The organism is Corynebacterium sp. HMSC075D04, from assembly GCF_001815635.1.
GTDB lineage: Bacteria > Actinomycetota > Actinomycetes > Mycobacteriales > Mycobacteriaceae > Corynebacterium > Corynebacterium coyleae.
In genome coordinates this window covers 1-19,167 of record NZ_KV821356.1, presented here as the reverse complement: position 1 = coordinate 19,167, position 19,167 = coordinate 1, and the positions used below count along the sequence as shown (strand labels likewise).

The 19,167-nt window shown below is 62.6% G+C and carries 18 protein-coding genes; 12 read left to right on the top strand and 6 right to left on the bottom strand.

All coding sequences use genetic code 11. The features are described from left to right. Window positions 1-4: 4 nt before the first annotated feature. From HMPREF3048_RS08410 to HMPREF3048_RS08395, 4 genes are read left to right on the top strand one after another with little or no spacing between them, the layout of a single operon-like run. Window positions 5-637 carry a sirohydrochlorin chelatase gene (locus tag HMPREF3048_RS08410; protein ID WP_070771856.1) on the top strand — a complete coding sequence of 211 codons (633 nt, stop codon included), beginning with the start codon at window positions 5-7 and terminating at the stop codon, window positions 635-637. Between the two features lies 1 nt (window position 638). Continuing rightward, a complete protein-coding gene (locus tag HMPREF3048_RS08405; protein WP_070771855.1) occupies window positions 639-1,571 on the top strand; it encodes a sulfite exporter TauE/SafE family protein in 933 nt (310 codons plus the stop codon). A 6-nt stretch (window positions 1,572-1,577) separates the two neighbouring features. Continuing rightward, window positions 1,578-2,144 (top strand): nucleosidase, encoded by a 567-nt coding sequence (locus HMPREF3048_RS08400; RefSeq protein WP_070771854.1) that lies wholly within the window; start codon window positions 1,578-1,580, stop codon window positions 2,142-2,144. Further along, a complete protein-coding gene (locus tag HMPREF3048_RS08395) occupies window positions 2,128-2,550 on the top strand; it encodes a hypothetical protein (RefSeq protein ID WP_070771853.1) in 423 nt (140 codons plus the stop codon). Before HMPREF3048_RS08400 ends, HMPREF3048_RS08395 begins: the two co-directional genes overlap by 17 nt. Window positions 2,551-2,778: 228 nt before the next feature. Here the strand turns inward: HMPREF3048_RS08395 and HMPREF3048_RS08390 are convergent, their stop codons facing one another. Next, window positions 2,779-3,303 carry a type 1 glutamine amidotransferase domain-containing protein gene (locus tag HMPREF3048_RS08390; RefSeq protein ID WP_070771852.1) on the bottom strand — a complete coding sequence of 175 codons (525 nt, stop codon included), beginning with the start codon at window positions 3,301-3,303 and terminating at the stop codon, window positions 2,779-2,781. A gap of 45 nt (window positions 3,304-3,348) precedes the next feature. Continuing rightward, window positions 3,349-4,749 (bottom strand): AI-2E family transporter, encoded by a 1,401-nt coding sequence (locus HMPREF3048_RS08385; RefSeq protein ID WP_101741022.1) that lies wholly within the window; start codon window positions 4,747-4,749, stop codon window positions 3,349-3,351. A gap of 154 nt (window positions 4,750-4,903) precedes the next feature. On the opposite strand from HMPREF3048_RS08385, the gene HMPREF3048_RS08380 reads away from it, so the two are divergent. From HMPREF3048_RS08380 to HMPREF3048_RS08360, 5 genes are all read left to right on the top strand, one after another. After that, window positions 4,904-6,424, top strand: coding sequence for an acetaldehyde dehydrogenase ExaC (locus tag HMPREF3048_RS08380; RefSeq protein ID WP_070615468.1), 1,521 nt, complete (start codon window positions 4,904-4,906; stop codon window positions 6,422-6,424). Between the two features lie 255 nt (window positions 6,425-6,679). After that, a complete protein-coding gene (gene dnaK, locus HMPREF3048_RS08375; protein ID WP_070771851.1) occupies window positions 6,680-8,512 on the top strand; it encodes a molecular chaperone DnaK in 1,833 nt (610 codons plus the stop codon). A gap of 33 nt (window positions 8,513-8,545) precedes the next feature. Next, entirely contained in the window at window positions 8,546-9,226 is a 681-nt protein-coding gene (gene grpE, locus HMPREF3048_RS08370; protein WP_070771850.1) for a nucleotide exchange factor GrpE, read from the top strand. 144 nt (window positions 9,227-9,370) lie between these two features. Then, a complete protein-coding gene (gene dnaJ, locus HMPREF3048_RS08365; protein WP_070771849.1) occupies window positions 9,371-10,555 on the top strand; it encodes a molecular chaperone DnaJ in 1,185 nt (394 codons plus the stop codon). 21 nt (window positions 10,556-10,576) lie between these two features. Then, on the top strand, window positions 10,577-10,999 hold the full coding sequence (locus HMPREF3048_RS08360; RefSeq protein WP_070452532.1) for a heat shock protein transcriptional repressor HspR: 423 nt from the start codon (window positions 10,577-10,579) through the stop codon (window positions 10,997-10,999). 120 nt (window positions 11,000-11,119) lie between these two features. Here HMPREF3048_RS08360 and HMPREF3048_RS08355 read toward each other — a convergent pair whose 3' ends face one another. From HMPREF3048_RS08355 to HMPREF3048_RS08345, 3 genes are read right to left on the bottom strand one after another with little or no spacing between them, the layout of a single operon-like run. Next, on the bottom strand, window positions 11,120-12,886 hold the full coding sequence (locus tag HMPREF3048_RS08355; protein ID WP_070771848.1) for a pyruvate dehydrogenase: 1,767 nt from the start codon (window positions 12,884-12,886) through the stop codon (window positions 11,120-11,122). Between the two features lie 58 nt (window positions 12,887-12,944). Then, window positions 12,945-14,096, bottom strand: a complete 1,152-nt coding sequence (locus HMPREF3048_RS08350) for an alpha/beta hydrolase (RefSeq protein WP_070771847.1) — start codon at window positions 14,094-14,096, stop codon at window positions 12,945-12,947. After that, entirely contained in the window at window positions 14,093-14,341 is a 249-nt protein-coding gene (locus tag HMPREF3048_RS08345) for a hypothetical protein (RefSeq protein ID WP_070771846.1), read from the bottom strand. The genes HMPREF3048_RS08350 and HMPREF3048_RS08345 overlap by 4 nt, the downstream gene beginning before the upstream one ends. 91 nt (window positions 14,342-14,432) lie before the next feature. Here HMPREF3048_RS08345 and HMPREF3048_RS08340 point away from each other — a divergent pair, with 91 nt between their 5' ends. Further along, window positions 14,433-15,263 (top strand): carbon-nitrogen hydrolase family protein, encoded by an 831-nt coding sequence (locus HMPREF3048_RS08340; RefSeq protein ID WP_070570721.1) that lies wholly within the window; start codon window positions 14,433-14,435, stop codon window positions 15,261-15,263. On the opposite strand, the gene HMPREF3048_RS08335 is transcribed toward HMPREF3048_RS08340, so the two are convergent. After that, window positions 15,250-16,302 carry a ferredoxin reductase domain-containing protein gene (locus HMPREF3048_RS08335; RefSeq protein ID WP_070771845.1) on the bottom strand — a complete coding sequence of 351 codons (1,053 nt, stop codon included), beginning with the start codon at window positions 16,300-16,302 and terminating at the stop codon, window positions 15,250-15,252. The two genes, HMPREF3048_RS08340 and HMPREF3048_RS08335, sit on opposite strands and share 14 nt — an antisense overlap. Before the next feature lie 69 nt (window positions 16,303-16,371). On the opposite strand from HMPREF3048_RS08335, the gene HMPREF3048_RS08330 reads away from it, so the two are divergent. Beyond that, window positions 16,372-17,724 carry a sodium/glutamate symporter gene (locus tag HMPREF3048_RS08330; protein ID WP_070771844.1) on the top strand — a complete coding sequence of 451 codons (1,353 nt, stop codon included), beginning with the start codon at window positions 16,372-16,374 and terminating at the stop codon, window positions 17,722-17,724. Window positions 17,725-18,959: 1,235 nt separating this feature from the next. After that, window positions 18,960-19,148, top strand: a complete 189-nt coding sequence (locus tag HMPREF3048_RS08325) for a DUF3644 domain-containing protein (protein WP_070771843.1) — start codon at window positions 18,960-18,962, stop codon at window positions 19,146-19,148. Window positions 19,149-19,167: the final 19 nt, after the last annotated feature.

Genomic DNA, 19,167 nt, shown 5'->3' with positions numbered 1-19,167 from the left:
ACCCATGACCGCGCTGATCACCCTTTCCCACGGCTCGCGGCACCCCCGCGCCAAGGAAGGCATCCGCGCGCTCACCCAAGCCGCGGCCGCGCAACTCGGCGTGGAGTGGGCCGACGCCCACCTGGAGTTCGACACACCGACCCTCGCCGAGGCAGCTGCTTGCTTATCCTCGTCGCGCGCGATCGTGGTCCCGCTGCTGTTTACCCGCGCATTCCACGCCAAAATCGACGTGCCGCGCCACCTCGCCGAAGCCCGCCAGCACTGCGACCTCGTGCTTGCTGAGCCGCTCGGCACCGGCAGCGACATCGCCGATGTCCTTGCGCGCCGCTTGCGTATCGACGACCCCACCGCCACCCACGCAACCCTTTTCCCAGTCGGCACCTCCAACCCTGAACAAGCCGCCAACTACGACCGCCTCGCCGCCGAAGTGGCCAAGCGTGCCGGGGTGGAAACGGCAGTGGTGTCGGCGACGCGTGGTCAGCGGCGCTTCACAGATACGCATGTGCTCCCACTGTTTGTCACCCACGGAACCCTGCTCGACCGGATCCCAGACCACCTGCCGGCATCCGGGCCGCTGACCACAGACCTCGCGCGGATCGTCGCCAACCGATACCGCGCCGCCGAGAAAGGCGCCTGACATGTACAAACTCGAAACACTGCTGCTCATCGCAGTCACAGGTCTTGCCGCGCAACTTGTCGACGGCGGCCTCGGCATGGGCTTCGGCGCCACCTCTTCCACCATGCTCATCGCGCTCGCCGGTATCACCCCGGCCGCTGCCTCCGCCGTCGTCCACACCGCGGAGCTGGGCACCACACTCGCCTCCGGCGTAGCCCACACGCGCTTCGGCAACGTGGACTGGCGCACCGCCTGCGCGATCGGCATCCCCGGCGCCATCGGGGCGTTTCTCGGTGCAACCGTGCTCGTGCGGCTTTCCACCGAAGCGGCACGTCCGGTGATGTCGCTGATCCTCGCGCTAATCGGGCTGAACCTCATGCTGCGCTTCGCCCGGGGGCTCACCCAACGCAAACTCGCCGCGAAGCCTCACTCGCGCGGCTTTCTCGCAGGCCTCGGGCTCTTCGGCGGATTCATCGACGCCACCGGCGGCGGAGGCTGGGGACCCGTCACCACCTCCACGTTGCTTACCGCAGGGCGTGCCGAGCCGCGCCGCATCGTCGGCACCGTCAACACCGCCGAGTTCCTGGTCACCCTCGCCGCAACACTCGGGTTCGCGGTTGGGATGTGGCGTGACCTCGTCGCAAATCTCGCGGGCGTGCTGGCTCTGCTCATCGGTGGCGTCATCGCCGCGCCCATCGGCGCGTGGATGGTCAGCCGTATGAACCCCATCGCGCTCGGCGGCGTCGTCGGCACCCTGATCGTGCTGCTGAACCTGCCCGTCGTCTTGTCGTATGCCGGCATGACCAGCGGACTCTGGGTCGTCCGCTTGCTTATCGTTGCAATCGGAGCCGCCCTCTCCTGGCGAGGCATCCAACGCGCCCGCGCCAACTCCCGCGCCGCATCCGAGCGCGAAGGCGCAACAGTGGTGGAGCCACAGCCTGCCCGCATACGATAAGCAACTATGTCTGATTTGCTCATCGTTGCAGCCATGAAAGAAGAAGCCGCCGACATCATGTCCGGGGGCGACCACGAAGTACTCATCACCGGCATCGGCACCCTGCCCGCCGCGATTGCCCTGACCCGCCGCCTCTCCGAGGGGCCGCTGCCGTCGCGCGTGATCAACGTCGGCACGGCAGGCGCGCTTGTGGACCTCGCCCCCGGCGTCTACGAGATTTCCGACGCCGTCAAGCACGACTTCAAAGTCGGCGGCACCTCCGACATCACCGACTTTGTCTACCCACGCTGGTTCACCTTCGAACCCCTCACCGACCTGCCGAAAGCCAAACTGGCCACCGGTGATGCGTTTGTGAACCGCTCTGATCTTCGCGACGAGCTCGCCAAGGAATGCCAACTCGTCGACATGGAGGGCTACGCGCTTGCTGCCGTCTGCTCCACCTTTGGCGTCCCGCTGACCCTGCTCAAGCAGGTTTCGGACTCCGCCGACGAAGGCGCCTCCGCCATCTGGGAAGCAGCCCTTGAGCGCGCCCGCGTGGAACTCGAAGAAGCCCTGCGTGAGCACCTTCGCTGAAGACGCGGGCATTTCGCTTGACGACGACCCCACGTCCCTCTTCCAGCTCCTCGTCCTGTGCATGCTGCAAGCGAAGCCCATACGCGCCACCGTCGCCGTCGACGCCGCACGCGGACTGTTCGACGCCGGCCTGACCTCACCATCTGCACTGGTTGAAGCGCCGCGCTCGCAATTGATCCGCATCTTCGGCGCCGCCGGCTACGCCTGCGCTACCATGTTCGCCCGCGAGGCGCAGGGGGTGTGGCCGGAGTTGGCGCCGGTCTTCGACAAGAAGGCACTGCAGGGGGCCGCGAAGTTGGGACTGCCGGAAGATGCGCAGGAGCTCGAATCGCACGCCCGGTCCGAGGGTGTTGCCTTGCCCGCTTTCGCTGCCCACCTAGTCAAAGTGGCCCTCGGCGTTGAATGATCGGTCGTGGCAGGCGGATCGTCTAGCTAGACCTTCTGCCGGACTAGACGATCAAGCATTCCGCGCTGAATTTCCCCAGGTGAAGTTGCAACTGGTTTTCATTTAGGGGCGAATCGTCTAGCAGCATCAGAGGCGAGCTAGACGATCCGCTCCGAACAGCTCCCAGACATGCAGAAAGCCCGCCGGCGTAAACGCGCCAGCGGGCTAAAAGCAGCTACCTCGCAGAAGTTACTTTGCAAACTCCTCGACGAGTGCGGCGTTGAAGGCCGGCAGGTCGTCCGGGGTGCGCGACGAGATGACACCGGAGTCGATGACAACTTCCTCGTCGACCCACTCGGCACCTGCGTTGACCAGGTCGGTCTTCACGTTGGCAACGGAGGTGATCTTCACGTCCTTCAAGACGTCTGCGTCGGTCATGATCCAGCCTCCGTGGCAGATCACGCCGATCGGCTTGCCTGCGTCCTTGAACGCCTTGACCAGGGCGACGGCGTCGGAATCAACGCGGATGGCATCCGCGTTGAGGGTGCCGCCCGGGAGGATGAGGGCGTCGTAGTCGGCAGCCTTGGCATCGGCGGTGGTGACGTCGACGGCGACCTTGGCGCCCTTCTTGCCCTCGATCTCACCGGTTTCGGTGGAGACGACCTTGGTGGTTGCGCCGGCTTGTTCGACGGCCTCCTTCGGGGAGGTCAGTTCGGAATCTTCAAAGCCGTCGGTCGCGAGGATTGCGATGGTCTTGTTATTCAGATCGGCCATTGGTATTTCCTTTCGTCGATAACCAATTGCGGCACACCACCGTACCTAGTCTTCGTCGTTCACGCCGGGGAGGCGTCCGGGTGGGTTGGTGTCGATGTCGGACGGGGTGTCGTCGTCAAGCGGGACGCGCGTGGAGCCAAGCCCCTCTTTCACGGGCTCCTTCTCGCGTTTGGCCAGGCGCATCATGTGGTCGCGCACGGCGAGGAAGGATTCCTTGGAATCCATGGTCTGAGTTTGTTGGGTGGCCATGGCTATCTCGTCGGCGGTGATCTCGCCGGAGCGCAGCGAGACCATTTCAGCCCAGTAACGCAGCCACACGGCGGCGACAGCGGCAACCGGAACCGCGAGGAACGCGCCGACGATGCCGAACAGGGTGCCGCCGACAGCGACGGCGAGCAGGACCACGGCGGCGTGTAGGCCCATCGCCTGGGACTGCAGGATCGGCGAGAGAACGTTGCTCTCCAGCTGCTGTACGGCGATGATGAGGATGAGCACGAACACGGCGTTCATGAACCCGTTGGACACCAACGCGATGATCACCGCCAGAGCGCCTGCAGAAATCGCACCGACGATCGGGATGAAGCCGGCGAAGAACGTGATCACCGCGAGCACCGGCCACAGTGGCACGCCGAGGAACAGTAGGCCGAGACCGATGAAGATGGCGTCAACACCGGACACGATGGCCTGGGTGCGGATGAATCCGGACAGGGTGTTCCAGGAGCGGCTGCACACTTCGGTGAGGTGCCAACCAGCGCGCACGCCGGTGTACTTGCGCACCCATGGCAGGAAGCGGTCGCCGTCTTTGAGGAAGAAGAAGGTGAGCACCAGGGTCAGTGCGAGCGTGGTGCCTACCGACGCAATCGCGCCCAGGCCCGAGAACACTCCCGACGCAATGTTGGAGGCCTGGCCCTTGGCAAAGGCGGTGACTTGATCGACGGTTTCTTGGATCTTTTCCGGCTCAAGGAATGCCAGGTCGCGCTGTTTCAGCCAATCGACGATCTGATTGAGGCCCTGCTCAGTCTGACGTACGAGCTCGCTGCCTTGGCTTTTCACGGTTGGGGCCATGGCGGCGAAGATGCCGCCGATGATGCCGAAGAAGCCGATCAGGGTGATGAACGTGGCCAGGGATGCGGGGACCTTGTGGTCGCGCATCCAGCGCACCGGTGGCCACAGGACGGTGGACACAATCAGTGCTAGAAGAATCGGCAGAAGGCCCATCCAGACCCATTTGAGCAGGTAGAGAAGGATGGCCGTGGCTGCGACAACGATGATGAAGCGCAGTGCCCACGCGGCGGCGGTGCGGCCGTCGGAGGCGATGACCTCGCCGCGGTCAACCGGCTCGCGGGAGAGGTCTTGGGCGGCGTCGGCCGTGGTGGGCAGTGTCTGGATCGGGTCTACAGCCGTGTCCAGAGCTCCCACATATTTTGGTTTTTTACGTTCACTCACGTGGTCATTGTGTCAGAGATGTGGGGTTATGCATAAGGGGAAGGGGCGTGGGGTCGTCGAAAAGTGCGCGCAAGGAAGAGTTGTCCTAGACCACAAAGAGATTTGGGTGTAGTGTGGCCCACAATTCATTCCACGACCGAGAAAGGCCACAACGATGACTGTGTTTCCCAACCCTGGCACCGAGGGCTCGAACGTCAAGTTCCGTAAGCGCTACGACAACTACATCGGTGGCGACTGGGTTCCGCCGGTAGATGGCGAGTACTTCGAGAACATCACCCCGGTCACCGGCGAGGTGTTCTGCGAGGTTGCACGCGGTAAGGAAGCCGACATCAACCTGGCGCTCGACGCCGCACACAAGGCCGCACCCGCGTGGGGGAAGACCTCCCCGCAGGAGCGTTCCGGCGTCCTGCTGAAGATCGCGGACCGCATGGAGGAGCACCTTGAGGAGCTCGCCGTCGCGGAAACCTGGGAGAACGGCAAGGCTGTGCGTGAGACGCTCGCTGCCGATATTCCGCTGGCGATTGACCACTTCCGCTACTACGCAGGCGCGCTGCGTGCACAGGAAGGTCGTCTGAGCCAGATTGACGAGGACACCGTCGCCTACCACTTCCACGAGCCACTCGGCGTTGTTGGCCAGATCATTCCGTGGAACTTCCCGCTGCTCATGGCGGCCTGGAAGCTTGCTCCGGCGTTGGCTGCAGGTAACGCGATCGTGCTCAAGCCGGCGGAGCAGACCCCGGCGTCGATCCTGTATCTGATGGATCTGATCGGCGACCTCATTCCGGCGGGTGTGCTGAACATTGTCAACGGTATGGGCGACGAGGCCGGCGCGGCACTGTCTGGTTCTGACCGCATTGCCAAGATCGCGTTCACCGGCTCAACTGAGGTGGGCAAGATCATCAACAAGGCCGCGGCCGACAAGATCATCCCGGTCACCCTCGAGCTTGGTGGCAAGTCCCCGGCACTGTTCTTCGAGGACATCTTTGCCAAGGATGATGACTTTAAGAAGAAGGCCATCGAGGGCTTCGCAATGTTCGCTCTGAACCAGGGTGAGGTCTGCACCTGCCCGTCCCGTGCGCTGGTGCATGAGTCCATTGCGGACGAGTTCCTTGAGCTGGGTGTGCAGCGCGTCAAGCAGATCAAGACCGGCAACCCGCTGGACACCGAAACGATGATGGGTGCGCAGGCCTCCACCGAGCAGATGGACAAGATCAAGTCCTACCTCGAGCTTGGGCCCCAGGAAGGTGCTGAGGTGCTCACCGGCGGCGGCGTGAACAAGATTGAGGGCCTGGAAAACGGCATGTACATCGAGCCGACCGTGTTCAAGGGCACCAACGACATGCGTATCTTCCAGGAGGAGATCTTCGGCCCGGTGATGTCCGTGACCACGTTCAAGGACTTCGACGAGGCTATCCGCATTGCCAACGACACCATCTACGGCCTCGGCGCCGGTGTCTGGGCGCGCTCCGGCACCACCGCCTACAAGGCCGGTCGCGCGATCCAAGCGGGTCGTGTATGGGTGAACCAGTATCACTCCTACCCGGCTCACGCGGCGTTCGGTGGTTACAAGAAGTCCGGCATCGGCCGCGAAACCCACCTGATGATGCTCGACCACTACCAGCAGACCAAGAACCTCCTCTGGTCCTACTCTGAGAAGGAAACCGGCCTGTTCTAAGAGCATTTGCTTAGCGACGACACCCTCACCGCCCACTTATGTTCCCGGTCGGTGAGGGTGTTTTTGCGTGCTTCTACCTGCGGAAACAAATAAAGTTGCGTCGAGTGGGAACAACTTTGGGTACAGTGCCGTTACATAGATTGAGTGCAACAGGCTCAAGGATGTGTCCACCGGTGTTATAGTGGTGGCCGTCAAGTTGAGCCGGAGCGCATCAACTTACTGATAAACCACATTTCAACAGGAGGAATTACTTTTATGGCACGTGCAGTTGGTATTGACCTTGGCACCACGAACTCGGTTGTTTCCGTTCTTGAGGGCGGCGAGCCGGTAGTTATCGCTAACGCTGAGGGTTCCCGCACCACCCCGTCGGTTGTCGCTTTTGCGAAGAACGGTGAGGTGCTTGTTGGTCAGTCTGCAAAGAACCAGGCGGTGACCAACGTCGATCGCACGATCCGCTCCGTGAAGCGTCACATGGGCGAGGACTGGACCGTAGATATCGATGGCAAGAAGTACACCCCGCAGGAGATTTCCGCTCGTACGCTGCAGAAGCTGAAGCGCGACGCGGAGGCTTACCTGGGCGACGAGGTCACTGAGGCTGTTATTACCGTCCCGGCTTACTTCGAGGACGCTCAGCGTCAGGCCACCAAGGAGGCTGGCCAGATCGCAGGCCTGAACGTCCTGCGTATCGTGAACGAGCCGACCGCTGCGGCTCTCGCTTACGGCCTGGATAAGGCTGAGAAGGAAGAGACCATCCTGGTCTTCGACCTCGGTGGCGGCACCTTCGACGTGTCCCTGCTGGAGATCGGAGATGGCGTTGTTGAGGTACTGGCTACCGCTGGTGACAACGAGCTCGGCGGCGACGACTGGGATAACCGCGTAGTCGAGTGGCTCGTGGACAAGTTCAAGTCCCAGAACGGCGTTGACCTGTCCAAGGACAAGATGGCTATGCAGCGTCTGCGCGAGGCTGCGGAGAAGGCCAAGATTGAGCTCTCGTCTGCACAGCAGGCTTCCATCAACCTGCCGTACATCACGGTTGATGCAGAGAAGAACCCGCTGTTCCTCGACGAGACCCTGACCCGCACCGAGTTCCAGAAGATCACCTCCGACCTGCTGGATCGCACCAAGAGCCCGTTCAACCAAGTGATCAAGGACGCTGGCCTGTCTGTCGGCGATATTGACCACGTTGTTCTGGTTGGTGGCTCGACCCGTATGCCGGCTGTGACCGAACTGGTCAAGGAGCTCACTGGCAAGGAGCCGAACAAGTCCGTGAACCCGGACGAGGTTGTGGCTCTGGGTGCTGCTCTGCAGGCTGGTGTCCTGCGCGGCGACGTCAAGGACGTGCTGCTGCTCGACGTCACCCCGCTGTCCCTCGGTATTGAAACCAAGGGTGGCGTGATGACCAAGCTCATCGAGCGCAACACCACCATTCCGACGAAGCGTTCGGAGACCTTCACCACGGCTGAAGATAACCAGCCGTCCGTGCAGATCCAGGTCTTCCAGGGTGAGCGCGAGATCGCTTCCGCAAACAAGCTGCTCGGCTCCTTCGAACTGGCAGGTATCGCTCCGGCTCCGCGTGGTGTTCCGCAGATTGAGGTCACCTTCGACATTGACGCCAACGGCATCGTGTCCGTGTCCGCAAAGGACAAGGCCACCGGCAAGGAAAACACGATCAAGATCCAGGAAGGCTCCGGTCTGTCCGATGAAGAGATCGATCGCATGATCAAGGACGCCGAGGCTCACGCTGACGAGGACAAGAAGCGTCGCGAGGAGCAGGAGACCCGCAACAACGCGGAGACCATGGCCTACCAGACCCGTAAGTTCATGGACGAGAACGGCGAGAAGCTCTCCGAGGACATCAAGACCCGCGTCACCGAGGCTGCTGACGCTGTCGATGAGGCACTCAAGGGCGATGACCTGGATGCCATCAAGTCCGCAGTGGAGAAGCTGACCACCGAGTCCCAGGCAATGGGCACCGCGCTCTACGAGGCTCAGGCCAACGAGGGTGCTACCCAGGCTGATGCTGGCGACGACAACGTTGTGGACGCCGAGGTTGTCGAGGACGACGACACCGACGCCGACAACAAGTAATCCAACCCAGTACGTGTAAGGAGGCGACGTCTGATGACGAACCCGAACAACGAGCAGATGCCCGACAACCCGGGTAATCCGGAGGCGACGGACGAACAGTACGTCTCCCCGGATCAGGCGGAAGCCCTGGCCGACGAGGCGGCTGAGTCCGAGGCACTGTCCACGGACGAGGACCCCCTCGTTGCCGCGGAAGCTGAGTTGAAAGACTTGGAAGATGCAGCGCAGATCGCCGACGGCGAGGTAGACCCGGACGTCGATGGTGACGGCGCGGTCAGCGACATCGAGTTGCAGCTCGCAGAGCGCACCGAGTCCCTGCAGCGCGTCAGCGCCGAATACGCCAACTACCGCCGTCGCACGGAGCGTGAGCGTGGCGAGATTGCCACCACCGCGAAGGCAAAGTTTGCCACCGACCTGCTGCCGCTTCTCGACGATCTCGATCTCGCCCAGCAGCACGGCGACCTGGAAGAAGGCCCGCTGAAGGCTTTCGCGGATAAGTTCCGTTCCATCGTCGCTGGCCAGGGTGTGAAGGAGTTCGGTGCCGAAGGCGACGAGTTCAACCCGGAGGTCCACGAGGCCGTGCAGGATCTGTCCCAGGGCGATGAAAAGGTTCTGGGAACGGTGCTGCGCAAGGGCTACACGGTGGGTGACCGCTTGGTGCGAAACGCCATGGTGATCATCGCCGATCCGGCCGAAAGTGCCGATACCACCGAGTAACAACAACTTGGTGGCAGGGCCGGGGAATGGGTACACGCAAACAAGAAGCGGCCTGATCCCCGGCCTTTTTACTTAGATTATTTAGTGAACGAAATTTAGAAGACAACAACTCCACACCGATTTACAGCGAAAGGAGGGTGCGAGATGGCTATGCAACAGGAATGGGCCGACAAGGATTATTACGGCGACTTAGGTGTGTCGTCGTCGGCAAGCCAGGCCGATATTAAAAAGGCGTACCGCAAGCTCGCACGCGAAAACCACCCGGATTCGAACCCCGGCAACAAGAAGGCTGAGGAGAAGTTCAAGCGGGTTGCGGAAGCGTACGACGTGGTCGGCGACGAGCAGAAGCGCAAAGAGTACGACCAGTTGAAGTCCATGATCGGTTCGGGCGGCTTTGGCCGGTTCGGGCGGGGAGGAGCGTCCGGTTTTCCGGGCGGGTTTCGCGGCACGGAGACGGAATTCGACCTCTCGGACATCTTCGGATCAGCCGCTGGTGGACAAGCTGGAGACGGCGGCCTTGGTGATATCTTCGGTGGCTTCTTTGGCGGCCGCGGCGGTGCTGGCAGGAACGCTCGGCCGTCGCGGGGGGCCGACGTCGAAACGGAAATAACCCTCGACTTCCGCGAAGCAGCCAAGGGCACGACGTTCCCCGTCGAGCTCACCGGCGACGCACCGTGCACCACCTGCCACGGCTCTGGTTCGAAGTCCGGCAAGACGCACACGTGTGAGGTCTGCTCCGGCTCCGGTTACATCCGGGAGAACTCCGGCGCGTTCGGCATGGCTCGTCCCTGCACGAACTGCCACGGCACCGGTGAAGTCATCGAGGATCCGTGCACCACATGCAACGGCACCGGCACCGTCCGACGTACCCGTTCGATCACGGTCCGCATCCCCGCAGGCGTCATCGATGGTCAGAAGGTGCGCCTTGCAGGCCAAGGCGAAGCAGGTCCCAACGGCACTCCCGCCGGCGACTTGTTCGTCATGGTGCATGTGCGTAGCGACGACACCTTCACCCGCTCCGGCGACGACCTCGAAGTCACGGTCCCCGTCTCGTTTGCAGAGGTCGCCCTCGGTTCCACTATCACGGTGCCGACCCTAGACAACCCGGTGAAGGTCAAGGTCCCCGCTGGCACCCCGAACGGCCGCACCTTGCGCGTGCGTGGCCGTGGTATCCCGAAGCGATCCGGCAACGCCGGCGACCTGTTAGTCACCGTCGAGGTGAAGGTACCGAAGGACCTGGACCCGTCCGCAACCAGTGCGCTGCGCGCGTACGCCCAGGCCGAGAAGGATTCCGGCTTTGACCCGCGCGCCGGCTGGTCCGAGCGCTAGACGGCGAAAGGAGGTGTAACCATGGCAGAAGAGAAGGAATACTTCGTCATCTCTGTCGCCGCCGAGCTCACCGGTATGCACGCCCAGACCCTGCGCACCTACGACAGGCTGGGCCTGGTCACGCCGAAGCGCACCAAGGGAGGCGGCCGGCGCTACTCCAGCCGTGACATCTCGATGCTGCGCCGCATTCAGTACCTCTCCCAAGAGGAAGGCGTGAACCTGGCGGGCATCAAGACGATCATTGAGCTCTCCGCGCAGATCGAGGAACTGCAGGACGAGTTGGATGCCCAGCGTGGCCACAACGAGGAGTTGCGTCAGAAGTTGCGCAACGGTTCCCGTCGTGGCGGCGAGTTGGTGCACGTGCCACGTTCCACCGCGATCGTGGCATGGGAGCCAGCTGCTTCACGACGACGCCGTCGCCGCAACCTCACCCCCGACGCCTAGTCGGTGGCCGCACCTGAGGCGGCGGCGCCGACGGAAACGACGCTGGCAACGACAAACAAGAAATGCCCGCGCTACCCATCAAGGGCAGCGCGGGCTTTGTCGCGTCTGAACTACAGCGACCTACCCGCCGAACTCGATGGCAGCAGCACCGCCGATGTGGCGGAGGTTGGACTTGGCCAGGTTGAACAGTCGGCCGACGCCACCTTCAAGGAAGGCGGTGCGGGCGCCAGACTTGGCAAAGCCCTTCATCATGTCCCAGGTGATTCCCGGTGGCAGGGAGAGAGCCTCGGGGTCGGTGACGATGTCGACGACTACGGGGCCGTCGTAAGCAAGTGCCTCCTTGAGCATCGGCTCGAGGTCCTCGGGCTCCTCGATGCGGAAGGACTTGATGCCGACACCCTTGGCGATCTCGGCGAAGTTGACCTGTTCGTGGTCGGTGCCGAAGTAGGGCATGCCGGCGACCATCATCTCGAGTTTGACCATGCCGAGGGAGGAGTTGTTGAAGCAGATCACCTTCACCGGCAGTTGGTGCAGTTTGATGGTGAGCAGTTCGCCCATGAGCATGCCGAGGCCGCCGTCGCCGGACCAGGAGATGACCTGGCGGTCCGGCTGTGCTGCCTGGACGCCGATGGCCATCGGCAGCGCGTTTGCCATGGTGCCGTGGAGGAAGGACGCGCCTTCGTCGCGCTTGCCGTTCGGGGTGAGGTAGCGCGAGGACCACACGTTGCACATGCCGGTGTCAACGGTGAAGTAGGCGTCGTCGTCGGCAAGTTTGTCCAGCACGGAGGCTGCGAGTTCGGGGTGGATCGGCTTCTTCGACTCGAAGGCTTCCTCGGTGTAGCTCTTCACCACGTGGTCCAGCAGCTGGTAGTGGCGCTTGAGCATCTTGTCCAGGAACTTGCGGTCCTTCTTCTCCTCGACGTGGGGGAGGATGTTTTCGATGACGCTCTTCACGTCGCCGACGACGGGGTAGTCGACCTTGGTGCGGCGGCCGATGTGGGTGCCGTTGATGTCGATCTGGGCGACGTTTTCTTCAGGCAGCCAGTCGGTGTACGGGAAGTCGGTGCCGACCATGATGAACAGGTCGGACTCTTCCATAGCGTCGAGGCAGGCACCGTAGCCAAGGAGGCCGGACATGCCGACGTCGTAAGGGTTGTCGTACTCGTAGTACATCTTGCCGCGGAAGGAGTGGCCGATCGGGGACTTAATCTTCTCGGCCAGGGCGAAGACTTCGTCGCGGGCATCGCGTGCGCCGTAGCCACAGAACAGGGTGACCTTGTCGGCCTTGTTGATGGCTTCGACAAGCCGTGCGGCTTCAGATGGGTCGGGGTAGACGCGCTTGTCCTTGCCGGTGGCGTAGACGGAGTCGGCGGTGTGCGGGCCGTCGGCGGTGTCGGCGGCGAAGACGTCGCCAGGCACGACCATCACGGACACGCCGTTGCCGGCGAGCGTGTTCTGCAGAGCGTTGTGCAGCACGCGCATGCCCTGGTCGGCGGTGTGGACGACCTCGCAGTAGGAGGAGCACTCCTGGAACAGCATCTCCGGGTGGGTCTCCTGGAAGAAGGAGGAACCGATCTCGGCCGTCGGGATATGCGATGCAATGGCGAGTACCTTCGCGCCGTTGCGGTGGGACTCGAACAGGCCCTGGACGAAGTGAGTGTTGCCCGGGCCGCAGGACGCGCCGCAGACGGCGAGTTCGTCGGTGGCTAGCGAGTCTGCACCGGCAGCAAACGCTGCGGCTTCCTCGTTGCGGACGTGGACCCACTCGATGTCGCTTTCGCGCACGGCGTCAGAAAGCGGGTTGAGCGAGTCGCCCACCAGACCGTAAATGCGTTTAATGCCGAGGGCCTCGAGGCGCTCGACGACTTGCTCTGCAAAGTTTGCCATGGTTTATCAGACTCCTAAAGGTAGTTTCTTTAAACGTTCGCCATGGTAACGCCATTTCTTAAGTTGTGCTTGCGCGCTGTTGCAAAGCAGACACAAAAGCCGGGTCTGTGAAGTAGTCGGAGTGCCCGCCGCGCACGCCCTCCACGCGCTGTGCGCCCCACCCTACATACGACGGCGACGCGCCGAGCACCGCCGACGGCCCAGAGCGCAGCAACAGGATGGGGTCCTGGGGTGAATCGACGACGTGAACGGTGGCGTGCTCATCCGCAAGTGTGAGCTCGGAGACGTGCTGGCCTGCGACGCCGGCGCTGCCGAGGACCCATAAGTCATCCGCTATAAGTCCATGGTCGCGCGCCGCCGTGGTGGCCAGCAGCGTGCCGTAACTGTGGGAGACGACGGTCTTCTGTGCGTCCGGGAAGCGCTCCTCAAGTGCTGCCTGGAACATCGCCAGATCATCCGCACCAGCAGACGCGCGCAGGGGAGAGACCGCCCGCGGCACCGAGCGTGGCGGTGCATAACCCTGCCACACCACCACCGCAGCACCGGTCTGCTGCGCCAACCGCGACGCCTTTGCCAACTCACCCTCCAACTTCGCGGGCGCGCCCGTGGTCGCGCCGGCCACCATGGTGATCACCCGCGCCGGTTCCACAACGTCACCGACGACAACAGTGGTCGAAGCAGGTCCGGCCTCGAGAACGGTCCCGCCCGCAGCCTCCACGGCGGCACGAGTCGCGGCGGGCAAGGTCGGCACATGACGCGCGTGCAGGTCCTGAAACGACTCATCCGGGTGGGCGAACAGCGGGTCGTAGTCCTGCTCGTGCCCGCCAAGGCGCAACAAGGACCGCGCGAGTTCCAGGTCCAGCGCCATCGACATCGCGTTGAGCCACAGCACGGTGCGCGAGTGCAGGTAGCGGGTGGCAAACACGGCGGCCTCGTCCAACTGCCGTTGCAGCCCCGCCGCCGTGGAGACAAGCGCAGCAGCCGTGGCCAAGTCGTCGGCACCGCGCGCAAACACAGACCCGAACGCATCTAACCGCGCGTACGCCGCATCCGCCGCCACGCCCCGAAAGCCCGTGGACACCAGTGCCACGCGCGAGGTTGGTACATGGGTGGCGCGCTCCCGGGCGGCATCAGAGGCAAGGCGCAACGCGGCCGCTGCCGCCGAGAGTTCCGCCGCGTCCAGCGCTGGGCGGTACGTGGCAACACTCATGGCGCAAGCCTCGCTTCCAGGTCGGCGTCCACGCCCTCCACCGCGCGGGCAAAGCGCGCGATGGAATTGAGGTGGGTGTTGAGGTGGGCGGTGGTGTCGTCGATAAGCATGTGCGTGCTGTTGCGTATCGACGACAACGCTTCCGCCGTCCGCGACACCCCCACCTGCGCAAACGGTAACGGTGTGAACGTGCGGGCGAGGCCGCGGGCGACGGGTGCGGTGCGTGTTGAGATTTCAAGAGTCATGGGCCGAATCCTCTGCGCACCAGCACACAACCACAAGGGGCGAAGAAAAATCTGTGGATAACTGCCCCGAACTCCACCTAAAGTTATCCACATGAAGATCGCGTTGGTGCAAACGGTCACAGGCAGTGACACAATGGACAACTTTGCCCACCTTGCTCCGCTGGTGCGCGACGCCGCCGCCCAAGGTGCGAGCCTGATCGTGCTGCCGGAGGGTGCCAGTCAGGCCTTTGAGCAGGGCCGACTGGATACGCAGGCGGAGGACCTCGACGGCGCATTTGCCACCAACATGCGCGACCTGGCAGGCGAGCTCGGCGTGACCATCGTGGCTGGCATGTTCCGGCCCGCCGATACCGTGCAGCGCGGCGAGAAAACCATCAACCGCGTCTACAACACCGCCCTGATCACGGGAAATGGCCTGCATGAGGGCTACGACAAGATTCATACGTACGACGCGTTCAACTACCGCGAGTCCGACACCGTGCGCCCCGGCGAACGCCTGGTCACCTTCGAGCACGACGGCGTGACGGTGGGCGTGGCCACCTGCTTCGACATTCGCTTCCCCGAGCAGTTCCAGGCCCTTGCGGACCGCGGCGCCCAAGTCATTGTCGTACCCACAAGCTGGGCCGACGGGCCCGGCAAGGTGGAGCAGTGGCGCATCTTAACCGCCGCGCGCGCCCTCGACGCCGGGGTGTTCATCGCGGCCGCTGGCCAGTCGCGCCCGGATTTTGAAACCAAAGCGGGCGAGCCGTCCGGTCCCACCGGCGCGGGCCACTCAACCGTGGTCGACCCTTCCGGCGTGCGCATCGCCGAAGCCGGCTACGGGCCCGAAACCCTGGTCGTAGACATCGACCCCGAAGAGGCCGCCAAGCAGCGCAAACGCCTTCCGCTCGGCCAGATCCGCGCGGACACTACGATGCGCTAAACCACTCCGGCGTCGCGTCGTGGGCGATGACCTGCACGCCTTCGGCCCCGGCCTCCCGAAGCGCTGCCGTGATCGCGGCCGCGCGTGCCTGGTCCGCGCACACGATCACGTCGCGACCCCACCACATTCCCGGGCCCGACACCACCTGCTCCAGCGGCGCACCCAGGCGCGACTCCACCACCCAACTCACGTCCAGCCAGTCCTGCGCGCCAGCCAACGCGTCCAGCGCCGCGCGGTCGTACGTCACATCCGAAACCAGGTGCACATCGGGGCGCTCCTCGCATTCCAACCAGTGAAAAACCAGCGCCTTCGCCGCAGCCAACCCCGTCCCCGCGGCCACCAAGAGCACTTGCTTATCGACGAACCCCTGCAGACCCCCGCGCGCCACACCCAATGTCAACCACGCGCCGGGCGCAACCGCAAGATCGGTGCCGGTGCTGATGTGAAACTCCATTTGTCCGAACGGATTCGATGGCAGCGCCGGGATCAGTCCGGTCCACATGCCGGGGGCCTCCGGCGACATTACGGGCAGCGTTTCACCGGGGGCGTAGATGATGCGCGTGCCTGCCTCGAGGCGCACGATCTGCACCCCGTCGCGCTCCTCCACGCTGGTGACCTGCGCCGCTGAGGCCGCCGGCACGCCCGCGTAGTCGGCTTGGGATGCTGCCTTGCGCATCACCTCGCCCGCCGCCACAAGTGCCGGGGTGGGGTCCTCGGCACCGGTATCGACCTCGGCTCCGGTGTCTACGGCGACGGTGCGGATGGCGTCGCCAAGCAACTGCATCGCGTTCGGGTACTCCTCGGCGGGGAAGCCCGTGCGGCGCAGGTCCAGTGCGATCGCGCGCAGGCGGTCGGTGGTTTCGGTGGGGGAGTGGCTGAGGAGCCACGTGGTGGCGTCGATAAGCATCTGCGGCATGCGCTCACCAGGAGCAAGCATCATCGACGCGTGTGGATACGCCTCCACGAACTTCGCGCGCCACACCTCACTCACGCGCGATCCGTGGGTGCGCAACAACTCAACGGACTCCGGAAAAGTCATGAAAACAGCGTACTGGGTTAGAGTACAGACTGTTTTATATGCGATAAGTGGATAAAGGAAGGTGCTGCGATGGAATTCACCCCATACACGCTGCTTACCGACATCGGATGGATCTCCCTCCTCCTCATCGTCGGCAACGTCCTGCGCAACCGACTGCGCGTACTGCAAGCATTGCTGCTGCCTGCACCGATCACCGCGGGCCTTATCGGGCTCATCCTCGGGCCGGAAGTCCTCGGCCTGATTAACTGGTCCGACCAGGTGGGCACGTACACCACGCTGCTCATCGCGGTGGTGTTCGCGTCGATGGCGTACTCGATGCAATTCGGCGGGTCCGTGGCCACCGGTGCGCGCAACATGTGGGGCTATTCCACCGCAATGTTCATGGGGCAATGGGGCCTATTCATCCTGCTTGGCATCTACCTCTTCGCACCCGTATTCGGCACCGAGCCGTGGTTCGGCATGATGCTGCCCGTCGGCTTCGTCGGCGGCTTCGGCACCGCAGCGGCCGTCGGCTCCGCGCTTGAGGAGATCGGCGTTGAAGGCGCATCCTCTCTCGGCTTCACCTCCGCCACCGTGGGCACCCTCGTGGCGATTGTCGGCGGCGTGATCATGGCCAACTGGGGCATCCGCAAAGGCAAGGCATCCCAGCTCGCGGGCGATCTTCCCGACGACCTGCGCACCGGCTACATCCGCAACGAGGAAGAACGCCCCTCCATCGGCAAAGCCACCACCAACCCGTCGTCCATCGAACCGCTCGCACTGCACGCCGGCTTCATCGTGTTCACCGTGCTCATCGCGTACCTGCTGAACACGCTGATCAAGGGGCAGTGGCCAAACGTGTCCATCCCGCTGTTCGCCATGTCGTTCGTGGTCGGCCTGGTCGGCCGTCTTGCGTTGCGACTCGCCGGGCGCCCGAACTACCTCGACGGCTCCACCATCAACTCCATCTCCGGCGCTGCCACCGACTACATGATCGCCTTCGGCATCGCGTCTATCGTCCCCGCCGCACTCGCCGGCTACTGGCAGGCACTGGTTGTCATGTTCGTCCTGGGTACCGTGTTCTGCGTGGTCTGGATGCTGTGGGCCGGCCCGACCTTCTTTGGCGAAAACTGGCTCGAGCGTGGCCTGTTCGGCTGGGGCTGGGCCACCGCCGCCGTGGCCACCGGCATCGCGCTGCTCAAGATGGTCGACCCGAAACTCAAGTCCGGCACCCTCAACGAGTACGGCGTGGCCTACGTTGGCTTCGCCCCCTTCGAAATCGGCATGACCATCCTCGCGCCGATCGCCGTCATCGCCGGCTTCACCACCGGTTTCGGCTGGGTGTCCTTCGCCATCGCTGTGGGCGTGGTCGTGCTCGCCTACGTGCTCAAGTGGGTGCCCGTGCGTAACGACGACCGCAGCGCCTCCCCGGCAAGGGAGTAGCTACACGGGCTCTTTTTCTGGCCTCCCCCTCCTGATCGTCTAGCTGCGTTTTTGCGCAACTAGACGATCTTTCTTTTATCGACCACCGTTTCCATCATCACCTGGGGAAACGTTTTTGCCGAAAGCTGATCGTCTAGCTCGCACTGCCGCGCAACTAGACGATCAGGGGCAAGAGAGTAACTACACGGGTTTCCTTTTAAGAACTGAATGGATGTACTGCTGCCCCGCTAGCCAGGATGCGGCAGCGGGGTTCATTGAATGCATAAGGCGGGCGGATATTCGATGAACCCGGATCAATTGTCCAGAGTCAAGCAGCGGTTCTAGATGGCTTGCACGATTTCGTGCGTGCCGTACTGCATTTGCCCACTGGTAAATGACAGCGGGATTAGCGCTCTGGAATTCGGAAGCGTTCCGAGCAGTAAATGCATGCTTGAGAGTCTCGTCCCAAATCCGCATCCGGGGATTTTGAGGAGAAGAAACCTGGGGTTGAGGCAAGATGAAAAGCCATGAACCGAAAGGCAAAGCCGCGACAAGGTCGTCATGAGAAGGATTCGGCTTTGCACAATTGCCAAGTTCGTCTCGTAGGGCTGGTTCCGCTTTTTGCCAAAGTGGCCTTTTGCGTGGTGGCGAAATAATCTGGCGAAGTCGAGGTGCAGGATCCTTTAGCCAGTCCCTTGTGTACGCACAAGTACGGTTTGGATCATTAACCGGTTGGGATGCATTCCAAGTTTGAAGGCGTGAATTGATGCTGTTTCTGAGTTGTACTTCGACCATACCTGTGGTCGCAGCGACAGCTCCCGCCATCTCGATATTCCAAAGGTAGAGCAGAAGTGCTTGTTTTTCTGAGCCCCCGGCTGCCTGTATGTAAGTTTTGAAGCGAGGGTCAGAAAGAGCACGCGTAATCGAATATGTAGTTTGCTTCTGCACAAAACTATATATACAGTTGGTTCTCACAAGACGGGTTAAAATCCGGTAATTAAGAGAATGTCCGCTAGGTGCAGTCGCGCCCAGCGGCTTTCTTTTTGTCGCTTAACCCGTAACAACCGTGAGGCAAACGCGCCCCTGATCGTCTAGCTGCGTTTTTGTGCAACTAGACGATCTTTCTTTTATCGACCATCGTTTCCATCATCACCTGGGGAAACATTTTCGACGAAAGCTGATCGTCTAGCACGCACTGCCGCGCAACTAGACGACCAGCACTAAGGGCGTCGCGTTGATCGTTAGACTGATTCGTTATGGAAATGGGGCATGAAGAAATCGTCCAGCGTCTTTTGGAGAAGAGTAAAGAAGCCTTCATTCTTGCGTTGGAGCTTTACAACCGCCCGACTCTGAAATATCACGCTGAGTCCTGCTCGATCTTTCTTTGTAATGCTTGGGAGCTCATGCTCAAGGCGTACTTAGTTAAAGACTGTCATGTCTCATGACTTTTTGGACATGGAGTCC

Coding starts and splice junctions, on each gene's coding strand:
- HMPREF3048_RS08410 (WP_070771856.1), top strand. CDS start 5: ATGACCGCGCTGATCACCCTTTCCCACGGCTCGCGGCACCCCCGCGCC.
- HMPREF3048_RS08405 (WP_070771855.1), top strand. CDS start 639: ATGTACAAACTCGAAACACTGCTGCTCATCGCAGTCACAGGTCTTGCC.
- HMPREF3048_RS08400 (WP_070771854.1), top strand. CDS start 1,578: ATGTCTGATTTGCTCATCGTTGCAGCCATGAAAGAAGAAGCCGCCGAC.
- HMPREF3048_RS08390 (WP_070771852.1), bottom strand. CDS start 3,303: ATGGCCGATCTGAATAACAAGACCATCGCAATCCTCGCGACCGACGGC.
- HMPREF3048_RS08380 (WP_070615468.1), top strand. CDS start 4,904: ATGACTGTGTTTCCCAACCCTGGCACCGAGGGCTCGAACGTCAAGTTC.
- dnaK (WP_070771851.1), top strand. CDS start 6,680: ATGGCACGTGCAGTTGGTATTGACCTTGGCACCACGAACTCGGTTGTT.
- grpE (WP_070771850.1), top strand. CDS start 8,546: ATGACGAACCCGAACAACGAGCAGATGCCCGACAACCCGGGTAATCCG.
- dnaJ (WP_070771849.1), top strand. CDS start 9,371: ATGGCTATGCAACAGGAATGGGCCGACAAGGATTATTACGGCGACTTA.
- HMPREF3048_RS08360 (WP_070452532.1), top strand. CDS start 10,577: ATGGCAGAAGAGAAGGAATACTTCGTCATCTCTGTCGCCGCCGAGCTC.
- HMPREF3048_RS08355 (WP_070771848.1), bottom strand. CDS start 12,886: ATGGCAAACTTTGCAGAGCAAGTCGTCGAGCGCCTCGAGGCCCTCGGC.
- HMPREF3048_RS08350 (WP_070771847.1), bottom strand. CDS start 14,096: ATGAGTGTTGCCACGTACCGCCCAGCGCTGGACGCGGCGGAACTCTCG.
- HMPREF3048_RS08345 (WP_070771846.1), bottom strand. CDS start 14,341: ATGACTCTTGAAATCTCAACACGCACCGCACCCGTCGCCCGCGGCCTC.
- HMPREF3048_RS08340 (WP_070570721.1), top strand. CDS start 14,433: ATGAAGATCGCGTTGGTGCAAACGGTCACAGGCAGTGACACAATGGAC.
- HMPREF3048_RS08335 (WP_070771845.1), bottom strand. CDS start 16,302: ATGACTTTTCCGGAGTCCGTTGAGTTGTTGCGCACCCACGGATCGCGC.
- HMPREF3048_RS08330 (WP_070771844.1), top strand. CDS start 16,372: ATGGAATTCACCCCATACACGCTGCTTACCGACATCGGATGGATCTCC.
- HMPREF3048_RS08325 (WP_070771843.1), top strand. CDS start 18,960: ATGGAAATGGGGCATGAAGAAATCGTCCAGCGTCTTTTGGAGAAGAGT.